Genomic DNA, 21,882 nt, shown 5'->3' on the forward strand with positions numbered 1-21,882 from the left:
CCCCTCACAGTCGAATCGTTCACGCAGTGGTCGGCGTTGCAGTTCGCCTCAGCCTATCGGTCGGTCCGGCACGATCTGTCCGGGCAGACGGTGTATCGGGGTGCCGCCCGTCGGTAACTCGTGTCGGTCACCGTCGACCGCCACGAGAGCGACGAGATCCTCCAGATCACCCGGTTCCCACTCTCCGACCGCGGTGATGGCCGCCGCGGTGAGGAAAGCGTGCGTCACCCATTCGGCGGACACGATCTCGGCGGCGTCCTCGGCCGACTCCGCTCGGTCCAGAACCAGTGCTGCGCCCGCCGTCACCGCGACGACTCCGGCAAACACCGCCTGCGCACTGTCGAAACGGTCGGGAACCGCAAGTCGCGAATCGTAGGCAACCACCCAGTCGGTGACGGCGTGCGCCGCCAGTGCGGCGAGTGTCCCGTGGTCGACGACGGTTCCGTCGTTGCCGACCAGGGCTGGGCTGTCGGGCCCGAGTACCGCGGTCCGATCCGTGTAGGTCACCGGCCGCGGCGAATGTGCAGCGATCGCATCGGCGACGTCGTTGCGACCCAGTCGGACAACCGTCGTCGACCCGGCCCACGCCGGTGCGTCCTCGGCGTCGAGAACGAGAACCGACGCACCCGTCCGCGGGGGCATCGACTGTGTGTCGGCCGCGCCGGTCGGATCGACCGGAGCGACGGCACCACCCGCCTTCGCCACGGCCCACCGCGTCACGACGGACTGCACGCCATCCTGTACCGCGTCGGCGACGACGACGCCCGGCTCGACACCTCGCTCGATCAACAGTCTGGCCAGACGCGACGAGCGCTCGTCGAGCTCCCGATAGGTCGTCTCGACACCGCCGGAGGACAACGCGGGCGCATCGGGGTCGGCGTCCACCGACATCGTGAGCACCTGCGGCAGAGTGAGATCCGATCGGACCGGCACCGCGCCGGATCCCTCGGTCTCTCGGACTTCGGACAGGGCCGCTCGTTCGTCGACATCCAACACGTCGATGTCGCCGACGATCACCGACGATGTTGCTGCCACCTCCTCGGCGATGCGGGTGAATCGCGCTGCCAGCGACGCCACGGTGGACTCGTCGAAGATGTCGGCGGCGTACACCCATTCCACGGTCACGATTCCGGTTCCGCCATCCCCGTCGGCGTGCTGTGTCTCCACCGTGACCTGTAGATCGAACTTCGCCGTCGGCTCGAAGCCACTGACGGGTTCCACCACCAGATCCGGCAGCTCGAAGCGTGCCTCCCCGTGTGGCTCGACGGACAGGACCGTCTGGAACAGCGGTGAGTAGCCGGCGTTCCGATCCGGCGCGATCGTGTCGACCACCCGCTCGAACGGCACATCGGAGTTGGCAAAAGCCCGAAGATCGTTCTCGCGCACGGTGTTCAACAAGTCCACGAATGTGACGTCGGGGTCGACGTCGGTGCGCAGTGCCAGTGTGTTGACGAACATGCCGACCAGTCCGTCGAGTTGCTCGTGCCCACGGCCCGCAATCGGCGTGCCGACGGCGAAATTGCGGGATCCGCTCATTCGCGAGAGCAGCACGCCCAACACGGCGTGCAGCGCCATGAACAGAGTTGCGTTGTTCTCGCGGGCGAGCGCAACGAGCCGGGCGTGTGTCGACTCGTCGAGCTCGGTGGTCACACTCGCGCCACGCAGTGTTGCGGCAGCCGAGCGCGGTCGGTCCCACGGTAGCGACACGACCGGGGTGATGCCGGCCAGCTCGTCCGCCCAGAATGCCAACTGCTGGGACAGAATCGAGCTGGGATCGCTGTCCGATCCCAGCACCTGACGCTGCCAGACCGCGAAGTCGGCGTACTGCACCGTCAGTGGCTCGGGGGTGTACGCGTTTCCGGAGGTCGCAGCCAGGTAGGCGGTCATGACGTCACGTGCAAGGGGCATCATGGAAGCACCATCCCCGCTGATGTGGTGCATCACGATGACGAACACGTACTCGTCCGGGCCGGTGCGGAACAGGGATCCGCGGATCGGTGGTGCCACGGTGACGTCGAAGCCGCCGTGAATCAGCTCGCGGATTCGATCGGCAGTGTCTGCGTCGTCGGGCGCGTCGACGGGGGTCAGGTCGGGAACGACACCCGCGGCGTCCAGGATCTCCTGGTAGGGCGATCCGTCCGAGTTCTCCGGGTACCGGGTACGAAGTGATTCGTGCCGCTCGACCGTCGACGTCACCGCAGCCTGCAGTGCAGCGATGTCCAGTCCACCTCGTAGACGCAGCGCAAGCGGCATGTTGTACGCACCGGAATCGGGGTCGAGTCGGTTGAGCACCCACATGCGCTGTTGAGCGAGCGAGAGCGGAACCCGTCCGCCGGGTACCCGCCGGCGCAACGGCACGGCGTCGTCGTCGATACGTGATTCGGCGCGAGCCGCGAGTGCGGAGACCGTGGACGCCTCGAACAGATCGCGAACACCGACCTTCTTACCGAGCGCCGCAGCAACGCGCGCGGCGACCCGGGTGGCGATGAGCGAGTTTCCGCCGAGATCGAAGAAGTCGTCGTCCGATCCGACGCGCTTCACACCGAGCAGTTCGGCGTAGATCTGCGCCACGATCTCCTCGACGGGTGTCGAAGGAGCGCGGAACGCCTTGGCCTCGAAGACCGCCTCCGGCAACGCTTTCCGGTCCAGCTTGCCGCTCGTGTTCAGCGGGAACTCGGAGAGCACCATCACCGTCGCCGGCACCATGTACGCAGGCAGGGCACCGCTGACGAAGGTGCGCACCTCGGCCGGGTCCAGCGTGCGGCCCGGCGCCGGAACGACGTATCCGACGAGCTGATCCCCGGTACCGGTGGTGGCGACCACGGCAGTGGCCTGGTTGATGTCGGGATGGGTCAGCAGCGCGGTCTCGATCTCACCCAGCTCGATCCGCTGGCCGCGGAACTTGACCTGGAAGTCGGTGCGGCCGATGTACTCGAGTACACCGATCTCGCCGTCCACCGGACGCCACTTCACCAGGTCGCCGGTTCGATACATGCGATCACCGTTCGCCGCGAACGGGTTGGCCACGAAGCGGTCCACGGTCAGGTCGACGCGGCCGAGATAGCCGTCGGCGAGCTGGGTGCCTGCGAGATACAGCTCGCCTGCGGTGCCTGCAGCCACCGGATGCAGCCTGCTGTCGAGGACGTAGGTCTGGGTGTTCCATTGCGGTGCGCCGATCGGCACCGTACTCACGTCCGCAGGCCCGGTCTGCCAGTAGGTCACCGACACAGCAGCTTCGGTCGGACCGTACAGGTTGTGGACACCGGCCGAGCTGATCGCACGGAAGTCCGCCACCGTTTCCGGCGGAAGCGCTTCACCCACCACGAAGACATGCCGAAGCGAACGGCACTGATCGGCTGTGGCGTACGCGGCGAACACCGTGAGCATCGACGGAACGAAATCCGTGACGGTGACGCCGTGCCGGGCGATGCGCTCCGCGACGTACGCCGGGTCGCGGTGGCCGTCGGGGGTTGCGAGAACGAGGGTCGCACCCACCTGGAGTGGCATGAAGAATCCCCACAGCGACACGTCGAACGTCGTGGCGGTCTTCTGCAGATACACGTCCGACGCGTCGAGGGGGTATTCCTTCAGCATCCATGCCATCTGGTTGACGATGGCGCGGTGCGGCACCGCAACACCCTTGGGGCGACCGGTCGAACCCGAGGTGAAGATGACGTAGGCGGTGTTCGCAGCGCGCATCGGTGCCAGTCGATCGGCATCGGCCACGGCACCTGCCGGGTACGACGCGAGATCGACCGTGTCCAGTTCGAGAATCGGGAACCGCTCCGGCAGACCCGTCCGATCGTGGCTCGTCGACAGAACTGCGACGGGCACCGCGGTGTCGAGGATGTACTCGATCCGCTCGGCCGGGTGGTCCGGATCGATCGGTACGTAGGCACCACCGGCTTCGAGGACGGCGTACATGCCGACCATCAGATCGATGCCGCGCCTCATACCGAGAGCGACGAGGGACTGCGGGCCCACGCCGAGCGAAATCAGATGCCGCGCCAGACGATTGACGCGATTCGAGAACTCCACATACGTGATGGTCGTGTCCTCGAACACCACGGCCGGAGCGTCCGGGTTCGCCGCAACACGAGCCCTGAACGGCGCGGTCAGCATGGTGCCTGCGTCGATCTCGTGCGCGGTGTCGTTCCAGGTCTCGACAACTCGGATACGTTCGTGCGCACCGAGGAGGTCGATATCGCCGATCGGCGCAGTGGTGTCGGAGACGAAGGTCTCCAGAACACCGACCAGCCGGGACAGGATGGATTCGACGTACGCAGCGTCGAACAGATCGCTGATGTACTTGAGCGTGAACGAGATTCGATCCTCGGCCACGACCAACAACGTCAACGGGTAGTGGGTGTTGTCGTTGGAGCTCACCGCCTCGACGGTCATCCCGTCGATCGCTGCCGCCTGCTGCGTCAACTGAGCTTCGTCCACCGGGTAGGACTCGAAGATGGTGAGGGTGTCGAACAGATTCCCCATTCCGATCGCCCGTTGGATGTCGACGAGTCCCATGTGATGGTGGTCGAGCAGGTCTGCTTGTTCACCCTGAATCCGGACCAGGTAGTTCTCCACCGTGTCGGCGGGATCGAATCGAACCCGTACCGGGATGGTGTTGATGAACAGCCCGATCATCGACTCGACGCCGGGAAGAGCAGCGGGACGTCCGGAGACCGTCGCGCCGAACACGACATCGGTGCGACCGGTGATGTGTGCGATCAGCAGGCCGTACGCCGCCTGCACCAGCGTGTTGACGGTGACGCCGAGTCTGCCACCGAGCGCCACCAGCGACGCGGTGGTCTGGGCATCGACGAATAGCTCCGTCTCGGACGAACGTGCAGAAATCTCTCGTCCCGCACTCGGCGGTGCGACGAACGTCGGCTCCTCGACTCCGGCAAGCGCCGTGGTCCACGCATCGAGTGACACGGCCGGGTCCTGTTGGTTCAGCCATGCCAGGTACGAGCGGTACGAGCGAACCCTCGGCATCGACGCCGTGGAACCCCGAGCGGCGTACAGATACAACAGTTCCTTCATCACCAGCGGCAGAGACCAGCCGTCGAGGAGCACGTGATGGTTGGTCATCGCGAGCTTGTAGGTGGTCGGGGTGATCCGTACCAGCATGAAGCGCAGCAGCGGTGCGGTGGAGACGTCGAAGTGTCGTCGCTGCTCCGCCGCCAGCGCATCGGCGACGGCTGTGCCGCGTTCCGGCTCGGCCAGGTGCGACAGATCCATCGTCGTCCAGGGCAGAAGGACGTCCTGATGGACGATCTGCACCGTCTCACCGTCTGCGGTCGCGGTGAACGAGGTACGCAGATTGTCGTACCGGTCCAGCAGCGTCTGGGCAGCGTGATGCAACCGTTCGGCGTCCACCTCGCCGGCCAGGTCGAGTACGACCTGCATGGTGTAGACGTCGATCGACGCATCGGCGAACAACGCGTGGAACAGCAGTCCTTGCTGCAACGGAGACAGCGACCAGATGTCGGTCAGCTGCGGGTGGCGCGTTTCGAAGGACGCGATGTCGGCCTGCGAGAGCCCCACCAGCGGCACGTCCGACGGGGTCAGGCCACCCGAGCCGGGTGCCTCGGCGTACGTGGCCAGCGCCGTCAACGCGTCGGACCACAGCCCGGCGATGCGCTCGACCGTGTCCGTGGACACGGCTCCGGTCGGGAATGCGAAGCTCGCACTCAGGACGCCGCCCTCGTCGGTGTCGAGCACGATCGCATTGATGTCGATCGTCTTGTTCGCCGCCATGTCGGCGTCACCGGGTGCGGAGAGCTCACCGTCGGCAGCCGGCAGCCAGCCGAGCGACTTCATCTCCTCCGGGACCTCGCCGACGTTGACCCGACCCAGGTAGTTGAAGCTGATCTGTCCGGTCCCGAGTTCCGCCAGTTCGGCAGCGGTCTCGGAGTTCAGGTAACGGAGCAGTCCCCAGCCCATGCCTCGATCGGGCAGCGCCAGCATCTGTTCCTTGACGGCCTTGACGGCATCGCCGAGCTGCGACCCTCCTGCGAACGCAGCGTCGACGTCGATTCCGGTCAGGTCGAGGCGGACGGGGAACAGGCTGGTCAGCCAGCCGACGGTGCGACCCAGATCAGCTCCGGGGACCACCGCTTCCTCGCGGCCGTGGCCTTCGAGCTGCACCAGCGTTGCCGGTGCGGTGACGCCGCGCTCGGACCGCAGTCTCGTGACGGCCAGAGCGAGTCCGGCCAACAACCCGTCGCCCACTCCACCGCGGAAAATCTCCGGAACGGTGGTCAGCAAGGTGCGCGTGACGTCGGGTGCCAGTTCGATGTTCACCCGTTCGAGCGTCGCCACGACGTCGACCGCGGGATCGAAGGGGCGGTTGCCCAGCACGGGATCCTCGGTGTCGGCGATCGAACGCCACAGCGGCAACTCGGCCAGCCGCGCTTCGCTCGCTGCCGCGTCGACCAGAGCATGGGTCCACCGCCGCATCGAGGTTCCGACCTCGGGAAGGCTCGGGTCCACTCCCCCGGACACCTGAGCCCAGGCGGACACGAAGTCGGGGACCAGAATTCGCCACGACACACCGTCGATCACGAGGTGGTGCGCCGCGACGGTCAGCGTGCCCGGTTGCTCGGGTCCTCGATCGACCCAGACAAGGGCCAGCATGCGCCCGGCCGTGGGGTCGAGTGTTCCGACTGCATCGTCGAATATTGTTGCGGCCGAACCGGTATCGACCCGGGTGAGAAACGCATCCACGTCGACGGTACCGGTGCGCGCAACATCGAGGCCCCAGCCGCGGTCGTCGTGTACCAGGGTGGACCGCAGCACATCGTGTCGATCGACCACTGCGGTCACCGTGGCGAGAATCCCGTCTCGGTCGATACCGAGCGGCAGCTCCAGCGTGACGGCCTGATGGAAGCGTGACCACCCGCCGCCGCGCTCGATCATCGCCACGCCGAACGGGGGTAGCGGCATCCAGCCGACGCCACCACCGTCGAGTTCCTCGAGCACGACCGCGTCACTGCCCTCGCCGACGATCACGGCGACCTCGGCGAGACCGGCAACGGTCTTGCGCTCGAACACATCTCGCGGCCCGAATTGAACGCCCCTGGCCTTGGCGCGAGAGACGAGCTGAATCGAGACGATGCTGTCCCCGCCGAGCGCGAAGAACGAGTCGTCTACCCCGACCGTGTCGAGGCCGAGGACGTCCGCGAAGACCTCGGCAATGACGCGTTCGGTGTCGGTTGTCGCCGTGCGGAACTCGGCATCGCTGCCGAATTCCGGTTCGGGTAGTGCTCTGCGGTCGAGCTTGCCGTTCGGCCCCAGTGGCAGGGCATCGAGCACGATGAGCCCGGCCGGAACCATGTATTCCGGAACCAGGGTGGCAACCGACGCGGTGACCGCTGCGGTGTCGATCGTCTCCCCGGCGACAGGAACGACGTATCCGACCAGTAGTTCACCTGCCGACGGCGTCCTGCGCACGAGAACCACGGCTTGATCGACCGACGGGTCTGCGGTCAGAGCGGCTTCGATCTCGCCGAGTTCGATCCGCAGGCCTCGGAGTTTGACCTGGAAGTCGGTGCGGCCGAGGTACTCGAGCTCGCCGTCTGCGTTCCAGCGCACCAGGTCTCCGGTGCGATACATCCGCGAGCCGGCTGCGCCGTGCGGATCGGCGACGAACCGGTCGGCGGTCAGGTCGGGGCGGCCGAGGTATCCGCGGGCCAGTTGCCGCCCGGCGAGATACAGCTCTCCGGGAACCCCGATGGGCACGGGGTGCAGTCGCGCGTCGAGCACGGTCACCCTCGTGTTCCACACCGGTGCACCGATGGGAACCGACACGGTATCCGACGGCGCGACGCGGTGATACGTGACGTCGACAGCGGCCTCGGTCGGGCCGTAGAGGTTGTGCAGCTCGGTTGAGGGCAGAGCAGTGCGCAGTGCGGCTGCCACCGATGCGGGTAGTGCCTCACCGGAGGCGAACACCGCGCGCAGACCGGTGCAGTTCGAGACGCCGTCCGCGGCGGCGAACACGGCCAACAACGACGGCACGAAGTGCGCGACCGTCACGCCGCGTTCGGCGACGGTGCTCACCAGATATGCCGGATCACGATGGCCGTCGGGCACCGCGATGACGAGTTCGGCTCCGATCTGCAACGGCCAGAACAGCTCCCACACCGACACGTCGAACGTGACCGGCGTCTTCTGCAACACCTTGTCCTGCTCGGTGAGGCGGTACTCGTCCTGCATCCACAGCAGACGGTTGACGATCGCTTCGTGGCTGACCGCAACGCCTTTGGGGCGACCGGTGGAGCCGGAGGTGAAGATGACGTACGCGGTGTCCGCCGGTCGCAGCGGTGCGGTTCGCTCGGCATCGGTCACCGGTGCCGTGGACAGACCTGTCGTGTCGACGGTGTCGACCAGGATCCTGGCGGCGTCGGTGACGAGACCTGTGCCGTCGTGCTCGGTCGTGAGCAGCACCACCGGTGCCGCTGTGTCCAGGATGTAGCCGATTCGTTCGGCCGGTAGATCCGGGTCCACCGGGACGTAGGCACCACCGGCGGCGAGTACGGCGTAGATACCCGTCAGCATGTCGATCGAGCGGCGCATGGCTGTGGCCACCACGGTTTCCGGGCCGACTCCCTCGGCGATGAGCAGACGCGCGAGCGCGTTGACCCGCTCGGAGAATTCGCGGTATGTCACCCGATCGTCGAGGAAGCTCGTGGCGGTGTTGTCCGCGGACTCGGCAACTCGGTTCTCGAACAGCGACACCAGCGTTGCGCCGGGATCCACCTCGTGTGCGGTGGCGTTCCACTCCTCGAGGACGCGGGTACGTTCACCGTCCTCGAGGATGTCGATGTCGCCGACGACCCCGCCCGGTGTGTCGGTGAGCGCGTGCAGCACCCGGACGAGCCGTCTCCCGAGGGAGGCCATGCTGGATTCCTCGAAGAGATCTGTGGCGTAATCGAATTGAACGTCCATGCCGGCGGGAGCACCGTGTTCGTCGGTGTTCTCCCACAGCGTCACCTGCAGGTCGAATTTCGCGAACGCGCTACCGAGATCGATGCCCTCGACGCTCAACCCCGGCAAGGCCAACGTCTGACGGTTCAGGTTCTGGAACGTCAGCATCACCTGGAAGATCGGGTGACGAGCCTGAGATCGGTCCGGGGCCAGCTCGTCGACGAGGCGCTCGAACGGAACGTCGGCGTGTCCGAAGGCACCGAGGTCGGCCTCACGGACAGCGGCGAGTTGCTCGCGCAACGTTGCCGCAGGGTCGACCGCGGTACGGAGCGCGAGCGTGTTGACGAACATGCCGACGAGCTCGTCCAGATCCGCGTCACCGCGGCCGGCGACCGGGGTCCCGATCGTCACGTCGTCGGTACCCGCCATCGCACCGAGGAGCACGGCGAGCGCGGTGTGCACCACCATGAAGTTCGTGGCGTTGCCGGCTCGGGCGGCCCGAGCGATGTTCGCCTGCAGTGCCGCGTCGATCGAGAAGTTGTACGCCGCACCTCGGTACGACGCCACCGCCGGGCGCGGCCGGTCGGTCGCGAGATCGAGCTGCGCCGGGGCACCGGCCAGAGCCGACGTCCAGTAGGCGAGCTGCTTCGCCAATGGCGAATCGGGGTCGTCCTCGGAACCGAGCACCTCGCGTTGCCACAAAGCGTAGTCCGCGTACTGCACCGGAAGTGGTGCCCACTGCGGGCTATCCCCCGCGGCACGTGCGGTGTAGGCCACCATGACGTCGCGCGTCAGGGGTCCCATAGAGAAGCCGTCCGCGGCGATGTGGTGGGCGACGAATGCCAGTACGTGCTCGGTCTCGCTCACTCGCAGGATCCGGATTCGGACCGGAACAGCTCGGGTCACGTCGAATCCCGCGGACACGAAGTCGCGCAGGGCCTGCTCGATCGAAGTCTCGGCGACGTCCTCGACGGCGACCGTCACGCCGGCCTCCGCGGTACCGAGCACCACCTGATGTCCTCGTCCGTCGACCTCCGGGTACACGGTGCGCAGAATCTCGTGCCGTGCCAGCACGTCGTACACGGCGCCGGTGAGTGCATCGACATCGACGTTGCCGGACAACCGAATTGCCACCGGGATGTTGTTGACGGCGGAGGTCGGATCGAACTGGCTCAGGAACCACATGCGCTGCTGCGCCATCGACAGCGGCACCGAGTCCGGTCGCGTTCGAGCCGTCAGTGCCCGGCGCGCACCGGTACCCACCTCGGACTCGATCGCACGTGCGAGCGACTGCACCGTCGGAGACTCGAAGATCGAGCGGACCGGCACCTGAGTATCGAGCGCCGCCCCCAGCCGGGAGACCACCTGAGTGGCGATCAACGAGTTACCGCCGAGCGCGAAGAAGTCGTCGTCCAGACCCACGCGCTCGACCGCGAGAACCTCGGCGAAGACCGCCGCAACGGCCTCTTCCACTGGGTTGGTCGGTGCGCGGAATTCGGCTGTCTCGAACTGCGGTTCGGGAAGCGCCTGTCGATCCAGCTTGCCGTTGACTCCGCGCGGAAGAGCGTCGAGCACAACGAAGGCCGCCGGGATCATGTACGACGGCAGACGTTCGGCGAGTGCACGACGGATACCGTCCTGATCCAGCGTCACCCCATCGGCGGGCACGAGGTAGGCCACCAGCCGCGCGCCTGATCCCGTGTCCTCGAAAGCGATCACGGCGACGTCGCGAATCTCGTCGAGCGATCCGAGAGCGGCATCGATGTCGCCGAGCTCGATACGGAAACCGCGAATCTTCACCTGGAAGTCGGTGCGCCCGACGTACTCCAATTCGCCGTCGGCGCGCCAGGATACGAGGTCACCGGTGCGGTACAGGCGGCCGCCGGGGGTGAACGGGTCCGCGACGAATCGCTCGGCGCTCAGGTCCGGCCGGGCGAAGTACCCGTCGGCCAGCTGCGCACCCGCGAGGTAGAGCTCGCCTGCGACGCCGACCGGAACGGGAGCCAGACGCGAGTCGAGCACGTAGACACGGGTGTTCCACTCCGGCGCGCCGATGGGAACCGTTGTGCCGTCGACGGTCGTCACCCGGTGCGCGGTCACCGAGACCGCGGCCTCGGTCGGCCCGTACAGATTGTCCAGTCGCGCGGCAGAACTGCGTAGTGCGCGCTCGGCCGTCGCCACCGGCAGCGCCTCGCCGATCGCCAGGATCCGCGTCAGGTGTTCGGGCAGTGCGCCCGCCGACGCCGTGACCAACGCGTCGAGCACGGACGGCACGGTGTGCAGTGTCGTCACCGATTCCCGGTTCATCAGATCGACGAGGTAGGCGGGATCGCGGTGCCCCTCGGCGTCGGCAACGACGATCGCACCACCGGAGACGGTGGCGACCCAGAACTCCCATACCGACAGGTCGAAGGTGGCCGCGGTCTTGAGCAGCACTCGGTCGGTGCTGCCCAGTCCGTAATGGGCGCTCTGCCACAGCAGCTGGTTGACGATGGCGGCATGACCGACCGCAACACCCTTGGGACGGCCGGTGGATCCGGACGTGAAGATGACGTACGCGGTGTTCGCGGGCCGTAGCGGCGACAAACGCTCACTGTCGGTGACGGGCGCGTCCGAGACCTCTGCGTCGAGCAGTCGAGGATCGGTGTCGACGAGCAGAACCGGGATCGACTCGACGTCGACATCGTCCCGCGCAGTGCTCAATACCAGAGCGGGAGCGGCAACGTCGAGAATGTAGGCGTTACGATCCGTCGGCTGATCCGGGTCGATGGGTACGTACGCCCCGCCGGCCTTGGCGACGGCGTACATCGCGACGAGCAGATCCACCGAGCGCCTGATCGCCAGGGCAACCGTCACCTGCGGGCCGACGCCGGCACCGATCAGGATGCGGGCCAACCGGTTGATTCGACGATCGAACTCGCCGTAGGACAACGACTGTCCCGCATGGACCACCGCGATCGCGTCGGGCCGATTCTGCACTTGTCGATCGAACAGCGATACCAGCGTCTGCGACGCGTCGACATCGTGGTCGGTGTCGTTCCACGTGCGCACGATCCGGGTGTGCTCCTCGGGCGAGAGCAGCTCGAGGTCGCCGACGACGGCCGACGGGTCCTCGGCCACGGCGGCGAGGAGGCGAACGAACCGGTCGGCGAACCCTTCGACCGTGGCGCGATCGAAAAGGTCGGTGGCATAATTGAATTCGGCCGACAGTTCCGCGGGCGAGCCGTCCGGGGCATACAGATCCGAGATCGACAGTTGCAGGTCGGTTTTCGCAGTCACCGCATCCGCCTCGACGGCACTCACCGTCAGACCCGGCAGCTCGAACGTCGACTCGGCAAGGTTCTGGAAGGACAGTCCTACCTGGAACAACGGGTTGCGCGCCGTCGACCGCACCGGGTTCAGCACCTCCACGAGACGCTCGAACGGAACGTCGGAGTGCGCGAACGCGGCCAGGTCCCGCTCACGGGCCTGAGCGAGCAACTGACGGAAGGTCATCGACGATTCGACAGACGACCGGAACACCAGGGTGTTGACGAACATACCGATCATCGAATCGAGAGCCCGCTCACCGCGGCCGGCGATGGGCGTTCCGACAGCGATGTCCTCGGAACCGGACAGGCGTGCGAGCAACACCGCGAATGCCGAGTGCACCACCATGAACAACGTCGCCTGTTCGGTACGCCCGAGCTCGACGAGAGCGGCGTGCGTGCCGGCGTCGACGGTGAACCGCACGGCATCGCCACGGAAACTCTGTGCCGGCGGGCGCGGGCGATCGGTGGGCAGTACCAGTTGATCCGGCAGCTCGGCGAGCGCCTCCTTCCAGAACGACACCTGCTGCGCTGCAACCGAATCGGGATCCGATTCGGTGCCGAGCACGGTTCGCTGCCACAGCGCGAAGTCGACGTACTGCACCTCGAGCGGCTCCCAGTCCGGAGCCGTCCCCGCAGATCTCGCGGTGTACGCGGTCATGACGTCGACGGCCAGCGGGCCCATCGACGCGCCGTCGGCCGACACGTGGTGGACGACGAAGGCCAAGACGTGCTCGTTCTCGTCGACGCGGAACACGCGCGCGTCGACCGGTACCTCGGCGGTGACGTCGAAGCCACGCGTGAAGAATTCGGTCACGGCGGCAACGACGTTCGCACCGGCCACGTTTCGAACGGCGAGGTCCATCGGTACCTCGGACGCCGGGAGCACCTGCTGGAACGGGCCCCGCGCCGAGTCCGGGTACCGCGTACGAAGAGACTCGTGGCGTTCGACGACGTCGCGTACCGCCGACTGCAGCGCAACGACGTCGAGCTCGCCGGACAACCGCACGGCGAACGGAATGTTGTCCACCGACGACGTCGTATCGAACTGGTTGAGGAACCAGTACCGCTGCTGCGCAGGCGAGAGCGGCGGGTGCTCGGGACGCGGACCCGCCACGAGTGCAGCTCGCCCACCCGAACCGACGGCGTTCTCCACGTGCGCCACCAGTGCAGCCACGGTCGAGCTCTCGAACAGCGTGCGCACCGGCACGACGGTGTCCAGTGCCGCGCCCAGTCGCGAGACCACCTGGGTGGCGATCAACGAGTTACCGCCCAGGGCGAAGAAGTCGTCGTCCAGCCCCACTCGATCGATGTGCAGGACGTCGGCGAACACTCCTGCGACGATCTCTTCGACCGCGGTGGTGGGTGCTCGGAATTCACGGGCCTCGAACACGGGTGCGGGAAGCGCGGCACGATCCAACTTGCCCACCGGGGTCAGCGGAACGGTGTCGAGAACGATGATCGACGACGGAATCATGTAAGCAGGCAATGATTTTCCGACGAAGGCGGTCAACTCGTCGACGTCGACGACGGAACCACGCGTCGGCAGCACGTAGGACACCAGGGTGGTGACACCCGAAGGCAGTTCGTGCCCGAGAGTGACGGCGAAGTCGACCTCGGGAACAACGGTGAGCGCGGAATCGATCTCGCCGAGCTCGATACGGAAACCGCGCACCTTGACCTGGAAGTCGGTGCGGCCGACGAACTGCAGCTGCAGGTCGTCCGTCCATCGCACGACGTCGCCGGTGCGGTACATCCGTGCGCCGTCGATGCCGTACGGGTTGGCCACGAAGCGCTCGGAAGACAGACCGGGCCTACCGAGATAGCCGCGAGCGAGCGCACCGCCCGACAGATAGAGGTCACCCGCGACACCGGTCGGAACCGGTTCGAGTCGGGAATCGAGGATGAGCACGGACATGCCGTGAATCGGTCGACCGATGGTGATCGGCTCGCCGGGCGTCAACTCGGCGAAGCTGGAGATGATCGTGGTCTCGGTCGGCCCGTACCCGTTGAAGTACTTGCGGCCCGGTGCCCACCGTGCGAGCAACTCCGGGGTGGTGACATCGCCGCCGACCGAAAGCACTTCGAGCGAGTCGATCCCGTGCGGGTCCATGGTCCCCAGCACCGCAGGCGTGATGATGGCGTGGGTGACCTGCTCGGACTTCAGCAGATCGGACAACTCGGTGCCACCGAGAATCGATGCCGGTACTACGACCAACGTCGCGCCGACGGAGAACGCCGCCATCCACTCCAGGACCGACGGGTCGAAGTTCGGCGAGCAGACGTGCAGGAACCTCGAGGCCGGCTTCAGGTGATACAGATCGGTTGCTGCGTCGAGTACACCGCCGAGTCCGGCGTGCGTGACGACGACGCCCTTCGGCTTGCCGGTCGAGCCCGAGGTGTAGATGACGTAGGCCGGGTTCTGGAACGTGACGGGTCGTAGGCGATCCGCGTCGGTGACCGGCTCGGCAGAGCGGGTGCGGACCTCGGCCACGAACTCCTCGTCGTCGACACTCAGCCAGAGCAGGTCCTGCTGTCCGGCGGCCAGCTGGGCCGAGTGCGCCCGTGTGGTCAGGCCAAGTACGGCCTCGGAGTCCGTGACCATGTGGGCGATGCGATCCTGTGGGTACGTCGGGTCGACGGGTAGGTGTGCAGCTCCTGATTTCGCCACTGCCCAGACCGCGAGCACCATGAGGTAGGAGCGCTGGAGCCCGAGAGCCACAACGGATTCCGGGCCGGCACCGCGTTCGATGAGCACCCGGGCGAGCTGCGAGGACGTCGCGTCGAGTTCGGCGTAGGAAATCGACCGGCCCTCGTAACGTATCGCGGTCGCCGACGGGTCGAGTGCGGCTCCGGCAGCGAAGATCTCGGCCAGAGTGCCGCCGGCCAACACGTCGTCACCGTGGACGTGTGTGAGCCGGTCGTATTCGTCGTCGTAGAGGATGGACAGATCGCCCACCGGGGTGTTCGGTGTCGCCACGATCGCTTCGAGCAACCATAGAAAACGGCGGGCGAACACCTCGATCGTGTTCTCGTCGAACAGATCTCGAGCGTAGACGAAGCTTGCAGCGAGGCCGGCCCCCTCCGGCTTCTCATGCAGGGTGAGCGACAGATCGAACTTCGCCGTGTCGATCTCGAAATCGACGGCAGAGACCTCCAACCCCGGCAACGCGAACGTACTCGGCGGAAGATTCTCGAACGCGATAGCCACCTGGAACAACGGATGACGCGCCGTCGACCGCTCGGGTTCGAGCAGATCCACCAGCCGCTCGAACGGAATGTCGGCATGGGCGAACGCCGCCAGATCCACTTCGCGTACGGCAGCGAGCATCCGGTCGAAACCGAGCGCACGATCCACCTCGGTCCGCAACACCAGGGTATTGACGAACATACCGACGACATCGTCGAGCGCAGCGTCGCCACGACCGGCGACCGCAGTACCCACCGCAACATCGTCGGAGTTCGACATACGAGCCAGGAACACCGCAAAAGCGGCATGCATCACCATGAACAGAGTGGTTCCGGACGTCCGCGCCAGGTCAGCGAGACCGCTTTGGACATCGCCGTCGATATCGAACCCGAAGCGACCACCGACATAGGACTGAACCGCGGGTCGAGGACGGTCTACCGGCAACGACAGTTCGGCGGGTAGGTCCACCAGCGCACCACGCCAGTACTCCGCCTGCCGCGAGATCAGGCTCGCAGGATCCGACTCCGCACCCAGAACCGAACGCTGCCACAGCGCGTAATCGATGTACTGCACCGGCAGCGGCACCCACTGCGGAGAAACGCCGGCTGCCCGAGCCACGTAGGCGGTCATGACATCACGAGTCAGCGGCCCCAACGACCAACCGTCGGCACTGATGTGATGTACCACGACCACCAACACATGTTCGTCGTCGGCGACGCGAAACAGTCTGGCGCGCAACGGAACCGAGACCGTCACATCGAACCCCGCAGAAACGAACGCCGTCACGTCGCCCACCATCGTGTTCACCGAAGAAGGCACCGGAGACAGATCCGGTACCGCAGCAGCCACCGGCAGCACAACCTGATAGCCCGACCCGTCGACACTCGGATAGACGGTCCGCAATGATTCATGACGATCGAGCACGTCGGCGACAGCTACTCCGAGGGCATCGACATCGAGACTCCCGGACAGCCGAATGGCCACCGGGATGTTGTTCACAGCGGACTCGGGCTCGAACCGGTTGAGGAACCACATCCGCTGCTGTGCAAGCGAAAGCGGAATGTTCTCCGGTCGTTCCTGGGGCACCAGCGGGGATCCCTGGACGTCGCCGACGTGACTCTCCATCCGCGCGGCGAGCGCACCGACGGAACTTGCCTCGAACAGAGTTCGCACCGGAACCGATGCACCCAGTTCCACGCCGAGCCTCGACGCCACCTGAGTCGCCACCAACGAATTACCGCCGAGTGCGAAGAAATCGTCATCGACACCGACACGGTCGACACCCAACACGTCACCGAATACCTGCGCGACGATCTCCTCCACCGGCGTGGACGGAGCTCGAAACTCTCGCGCCGCGAAGACCGGATCGGGCAGACCTCGTCGATCGAGCTTGCCGTTGGGAGTGAGCGGCAGCGCATCCAACACCACGAACGCGTCGGGCACCATGTAACCCGTCAGGAATCGGCCCGCGAATTGCGCAAGATCATCGGACTCGACGACCGATCCGTGCTCTGGCACCACGTAGCCGACCAGTCGATCGCCGAGCCGGTCGTCGGTACGCACCTCCACCACTGCCTGCAGTACCGATTCGTGGCGTTCGAGCACGGCCTCGACCTCGCCGAGTTCGATTCGGAAGCCACGCAGTTGCACCTGACTGTCGCTTCGACCGACGTAGTCCAGTTCCCCGTCGGCGGTCAGCCGCGCCAGGTCGCCCGTGCGGTAGATCCGCTCGCCGTCCCCTCCGTGGGGATGCGCGACGAAGCGCACAGCAGTCAGATCCGGTCGCTCGAGATACCCGAGCGCGAGCTGCCCACCGGCCACGTACATCTCACCGACGACACCGGGAGCAACCGGCTGCAATCGCGAATCCAGGACGAACACGCCGAGTCCCGGGATCGCGTCACCCACCGGGCTGGCCGACGAACGCAGAGCCGACGATGGGTCGAGCTCGTGGAACGAGACGTGCACCGTCGTTTCGGTGATGCCGTACATGTTCACCAGTACCGCTCGTTCACCGTGGCGCTCGAACCAGCCGCTGAGCCGATCGGGATCCAGCGCCTCGCCACCGAAGATCACGTAACGCAGAGCGAGTTCGCCCACCGAGTCTCCGGCCCGGCGGGCAGCCTCGATCAACTGATAGAACGCCGACGGCGTCTGGTTGAGAACAGTCACCTGCTCACGCACCAGCAATTCGACCATCGCTTCGGGCGATCGAGAGGTGAAGAAGTCCACGACCACCACCCGGCCCCCGGACAGCAGCGGAGCCCACAGCTCCCACACCGAGAAGTCGAATGCGAAGGAATGGAACATCGTCCACACGTCCGTGCGGTCGAATCGATAGAGATCGGCCGTGTTGTCCAGCAGCTGGGTGACATTGCGATGCGAGATCCGAACGCCCTTCGGCGTTCCCGTCGATCCCGACGTGTAGATGACGTAGGCGGTGTTGTCCACGTGCAGCGGCAGGAGCCGGTCGTCGTCGGTGACCGGTGCCGAACTGCGTGCGGACACGGTCGACGAATCGACCGCGATCGTCGGAATGTCGGACACCGGAAGATTGCCCTGGGCGTCGGACCCGGTCACCATCGCAACCGGCCGCGCGTCCGTCAACACGAACTCCAGCCGTTCGGCGGGGTAGGTCGTGTCGATCGGCAGGTAGCCGGCTCCGGACGCGAGTACTGCGAGCAACGCGACGACCAGATCCGCCGATCGCGGCAGCGCCACTGCAACAAGGGTTTCCGGGCCGGCGCCCCGAGCGATGAGCTCGCGCGCCAGACGGTTCGCCCGGGCGGAGAGTTCCGCGTAGGAGATCGATTCGCCGTCGAACGTCACGGCCGTCGCAGCCGGATCGGCCGAGACCTGGGCCTCGAATCGCGCGCCGAGATCGGTCGCCTTCGCAGTCGACGTGGCTGGGCGGAGGCGATCGAGTGCTCGATACCGCTCGTCGGCCTCGAGTACGTCGATATCTCCCACCGCTGTCGATGGCGACTGCGTGATGGCGCGCAGAACACGGACGAAGCGGCTACCCAGCTGCACGATCGACGATTCGTCGAAGAGATCGGCAGCATAGCTCAGCGCGACGGTCAATCCGGATGGAACACCTTCTGCGGCAACCGAATTCCACAAGGTCACCTGTAGGTCGAACTTGGCCAGATCGGCTTCGTAGTCGAGTGCGGCCACTCGAAGTCCCGGAATTTCCACGGACGTCTGATCGAGGTTCTGGAACGTGAGCATCACCTGGAAGAGCGGATGCCGAGCTTGCGACCGTGTCGGTGCCAAGGCGTCGACCAGCTTCTCGAAGGGTACGTCGGCGTGCGAGAACGCGGCGAGGTCCACGCCCCTGACCTCGCGGAGGAATTCCTCGAACGTGGAGTCGGGTTCGACCACGGTACGCAGAACCAAGGTGTTGACGAACATGCCGATGACGTTGTCGAGCACGGCATCACCGCGTCCGGCAACAGGCGTTCCGATCGAGATATCTTCGCTCGCAGACAGTTTGGCGAGAAGAATCGCCAGGGCCGCATGAACCACCATGAAGGTCGTCGCGCCGTGAACGCGGCCGAGCTTCTCGATCGCGGAGACCAACTCGGCGTCGATCTCGAACTTGTACGTGCCGCCTCGGGTGGTGGCCACGGCAGGACGCGGCCGGTCGGTCGGCAGTTCGAGCTGATCGGGAGCGCCACCGAGGCGTCCACGCCAGTACTCCTGCTGAGCGAAGAGCACCGAGTCGGGGTCGTCCTCGCTGCCGAGAACCTTTCTCTGCCACAGCGTGAAGTCGGCGTACTGAACTTCGAGCGGAGCCCACTGGGGAGCCTGACCGCTCGTACGTGCAACGTAGGCCGTCACCACGTCGCGAGTGAGCGGGCCCATGGAGAAGCCGTCGGCCGCGATGTGGTGCACCACGAACGCAAGGACGTGCTCGGTGTCCGACAGCGCGAGCAGCAACGTTCGGAAGGGCAAGTGGACGGCGAGGTCGAAGGGGCGCAGTGCGAATTCGAGCAGCGTTGCCGGAAGGTCCGCTGCATTCGCCTCAGAGATCTCCAGTTCGACTGTCGCCGAATCGGATCGGAGCACATGCTGGTACCCAACACCGTCGAGGTCCGGGAACACGGTCCGCAGCGATTCGTGCCGATCGAGAACGTCGGCGAGTGCAGCCCTCAGCGCGGCGAGATCGAGCGCCCCGGACAGGGTCAGGGCCACCGGGATGTTGTTCACCGCAGAGTCGGGCTCGAATCTGTTCAGGAACCACATGCGTTGTTGAGCCAGCGACAGGGGCACGTCGTCGTGATCGGGCTGCGCCGTCAACGGAATTCGACGATCGGTCGAATCCGACGCGTCCACGGCCGCCGCGAGTTCGGCAACCGTCGGAGCGTCGAAGAACGCGCGAACATCGACGGCCGACCCGCGTTCGGCGTTGACCCGCGCGATCACGCGGGTGGCGTTGAGAGAGTTGCCGCCGAGTGCGAAGAAGTCGTCGTCGACACCGATGCGCTCGATACCGAGAACGGTCTCGAAGATCGACACCAACGCGTTCTCGGTCTCGGTGCTCGGTGCGCGGTATTCCTGCACCTGCGACGCGAAATCGGGCGCAGGCAGTGCTTTTCGGTCGAGTTTGCCGCTCGCGTTCAGCGGAAACTCGTCCAAGACGACGAACACCGACGGCACCATGTACTCGGGCATACGCCGTCGCACCGCGTCCGCGAGGCCGTCGTGATCGATTTCGGGATCGGTGCTGACGACGTATCCGACGAGCTGCTGTTCCGACTGTTCCGACTGCTCGGACGAATGGAGCAGCACAGCCGCCTGAGTCACCTCGGGCTCGGCGAGCAGAGCCGATTCGATTTCGCCCAGCTCGATGCGCAGGCCGCGTAGCTTGACCTGAAAGTCGGTGCGGCCGATGTACTCGATGAGGCCGTCGGCGCGTCGGCGCACCAGGTCGCCGGTGCGGTACATCCGGTCCCCCGGCTCACCGAACGGGTCGGCGACGAATCGATCGGACGTCAGGTCCGTGCGTCCGAGATATCCGCGAGCGAGCTGCACGCCCGCGAGATAGAGCTCTCCCTCGACTCCCCGGGGTGAGCGCCGCAGACCCTCGTCGAGCACGTAGAGGTCGGTGTCGTCGACGGCAGCGCCGATCGGTACCGAGCCGTCCTCCACCTGCTGGGTTCGGTAGTACGTCACGTCGACGGCTGCCTCGGTGGGACCGTACAGGTTGTGCAATTCCGCGTTCGAGATCGCATGGAACGCGTTGACGGTTCGCGCCGGCAGCGCCTCACCCGAGGCGAACACCATGCGAAGCGAATCGGCCTGTGCGGCAGTGGGTTCGGCAACATAGACCGACAGCATCGACGGTACGAAGTGGGTCACCGTCACGCCGTGCTCGCCGATGATGCGCGCGAGATAGGCGGGGTCACGGTGCCCCTCGGGCTCGGCGATGACGAGCGTGGCACCGATCTGCAACGGCCAGAAGAACTCCCACACCGACACGTCGAACGTGAACGGAGTCTTCTGCAACACGACGTCGGTGGCACTCATCGTGTACTCGCGCTGACGCCAGGAGATGTTGGCGACGATGGCGCGGTGGCTCACCGCCACCCCCTTCGGACGTCCCGTCGAACCGGAGGTGAAGATGACGTACGCGAGGTCGTCCTCGGTCAGGGCCGCCCGTCGATCGGCATCGGTGATCCGTCCTGCGGGCACATCGGTCAGGTCGAGGTCGTCGACGAGAACGGTGGCGGTCCCCTCGGGGAGTTGCGGCAGATCGTCCGTGGTCGTCAGCACCAGGACCGGGTTCGCGGTGTCGAGAACATATCCCAGACGGTCGATCGGGTGATCCGGGTCCAGTGGAACGTAGGCTCCGCCGGCCGCGGAGATGGCGTACATACCCACCAACAGATCGAACGAACGACGGATCGACAGGCCCACCGATGCATCGGGCCCCACTCCGCGTGCGATCAGAACGCGTGCGAGCCGCTCGACCGACGCGGCGAACTCGGTGTAGCTGCGGGTCTTCTCACCGAAGACGAGGGCGGGTGCGTCCGGGGTGCGTTCGGCTCGATCGGCGAACAGCGCGTACAGCGTCGAGGCTTCGGGGGTAGCCGCGCTCGACACCGAGTCGTCGTCACCGAGAACTGTGACGGCGTCGCCGACGACCGTCGACACCACCGCGTCCAGACCGCCCTCGGTGGCCTCGATCAAGCCAGGAGCAGTGTTGGACAGCACCACCGGAACGAGCGCGTCGGGGCCGAGGACGCCTCCCATGGCCGCATCGAGGGTGGTGATCTCCTCGTCCAGGCGGGCATAGGTCAGTTCCGTACCGAGGTGCGTGAGCGCTACGCGATCGGGTTCGACCGCTGCGACGCTCCGAACCAAGCGCGGAAGGTCCTCGACCGTCAGAGCTGCATCGCTTCGACGTCCTACCGCCATCTAACTTTTCCTCCTGATCGATCCACGTGC

At 66.0% G+C, this 21,882-nt stretch carries 1 protein-coding gene; it reads right to left on the bottom strand.

The genetic code is table 11. The annotated features are described in order from the left end of the window. Nucleotides 1–48: 48 nt before the first annotated feature. Entirely contained in the window at nucleotides 49–21,852 is a 21,804-nt protein-coding gene (locus AABD04_RS16475; protein WP_341441815.1) for a non-ribosomal peptide synthase/polyketide synthase, read from the bottom strand. Between the last annotated feature and the right edge of the window lie 30 nt (nucleotides 21,853–21,882).

The sequence above is a fragment of the Rhodococcoides navarretei genome (genome assembly GCF_038069675.1).
GTDB classification, from domain to species: domain Bacteria; phylum Actinomycetota; class Actinomycetes; order Mycobacteriales; family Mycobacteriaceae; genus Rhodococcoides; species Rhodococcoides navarretei.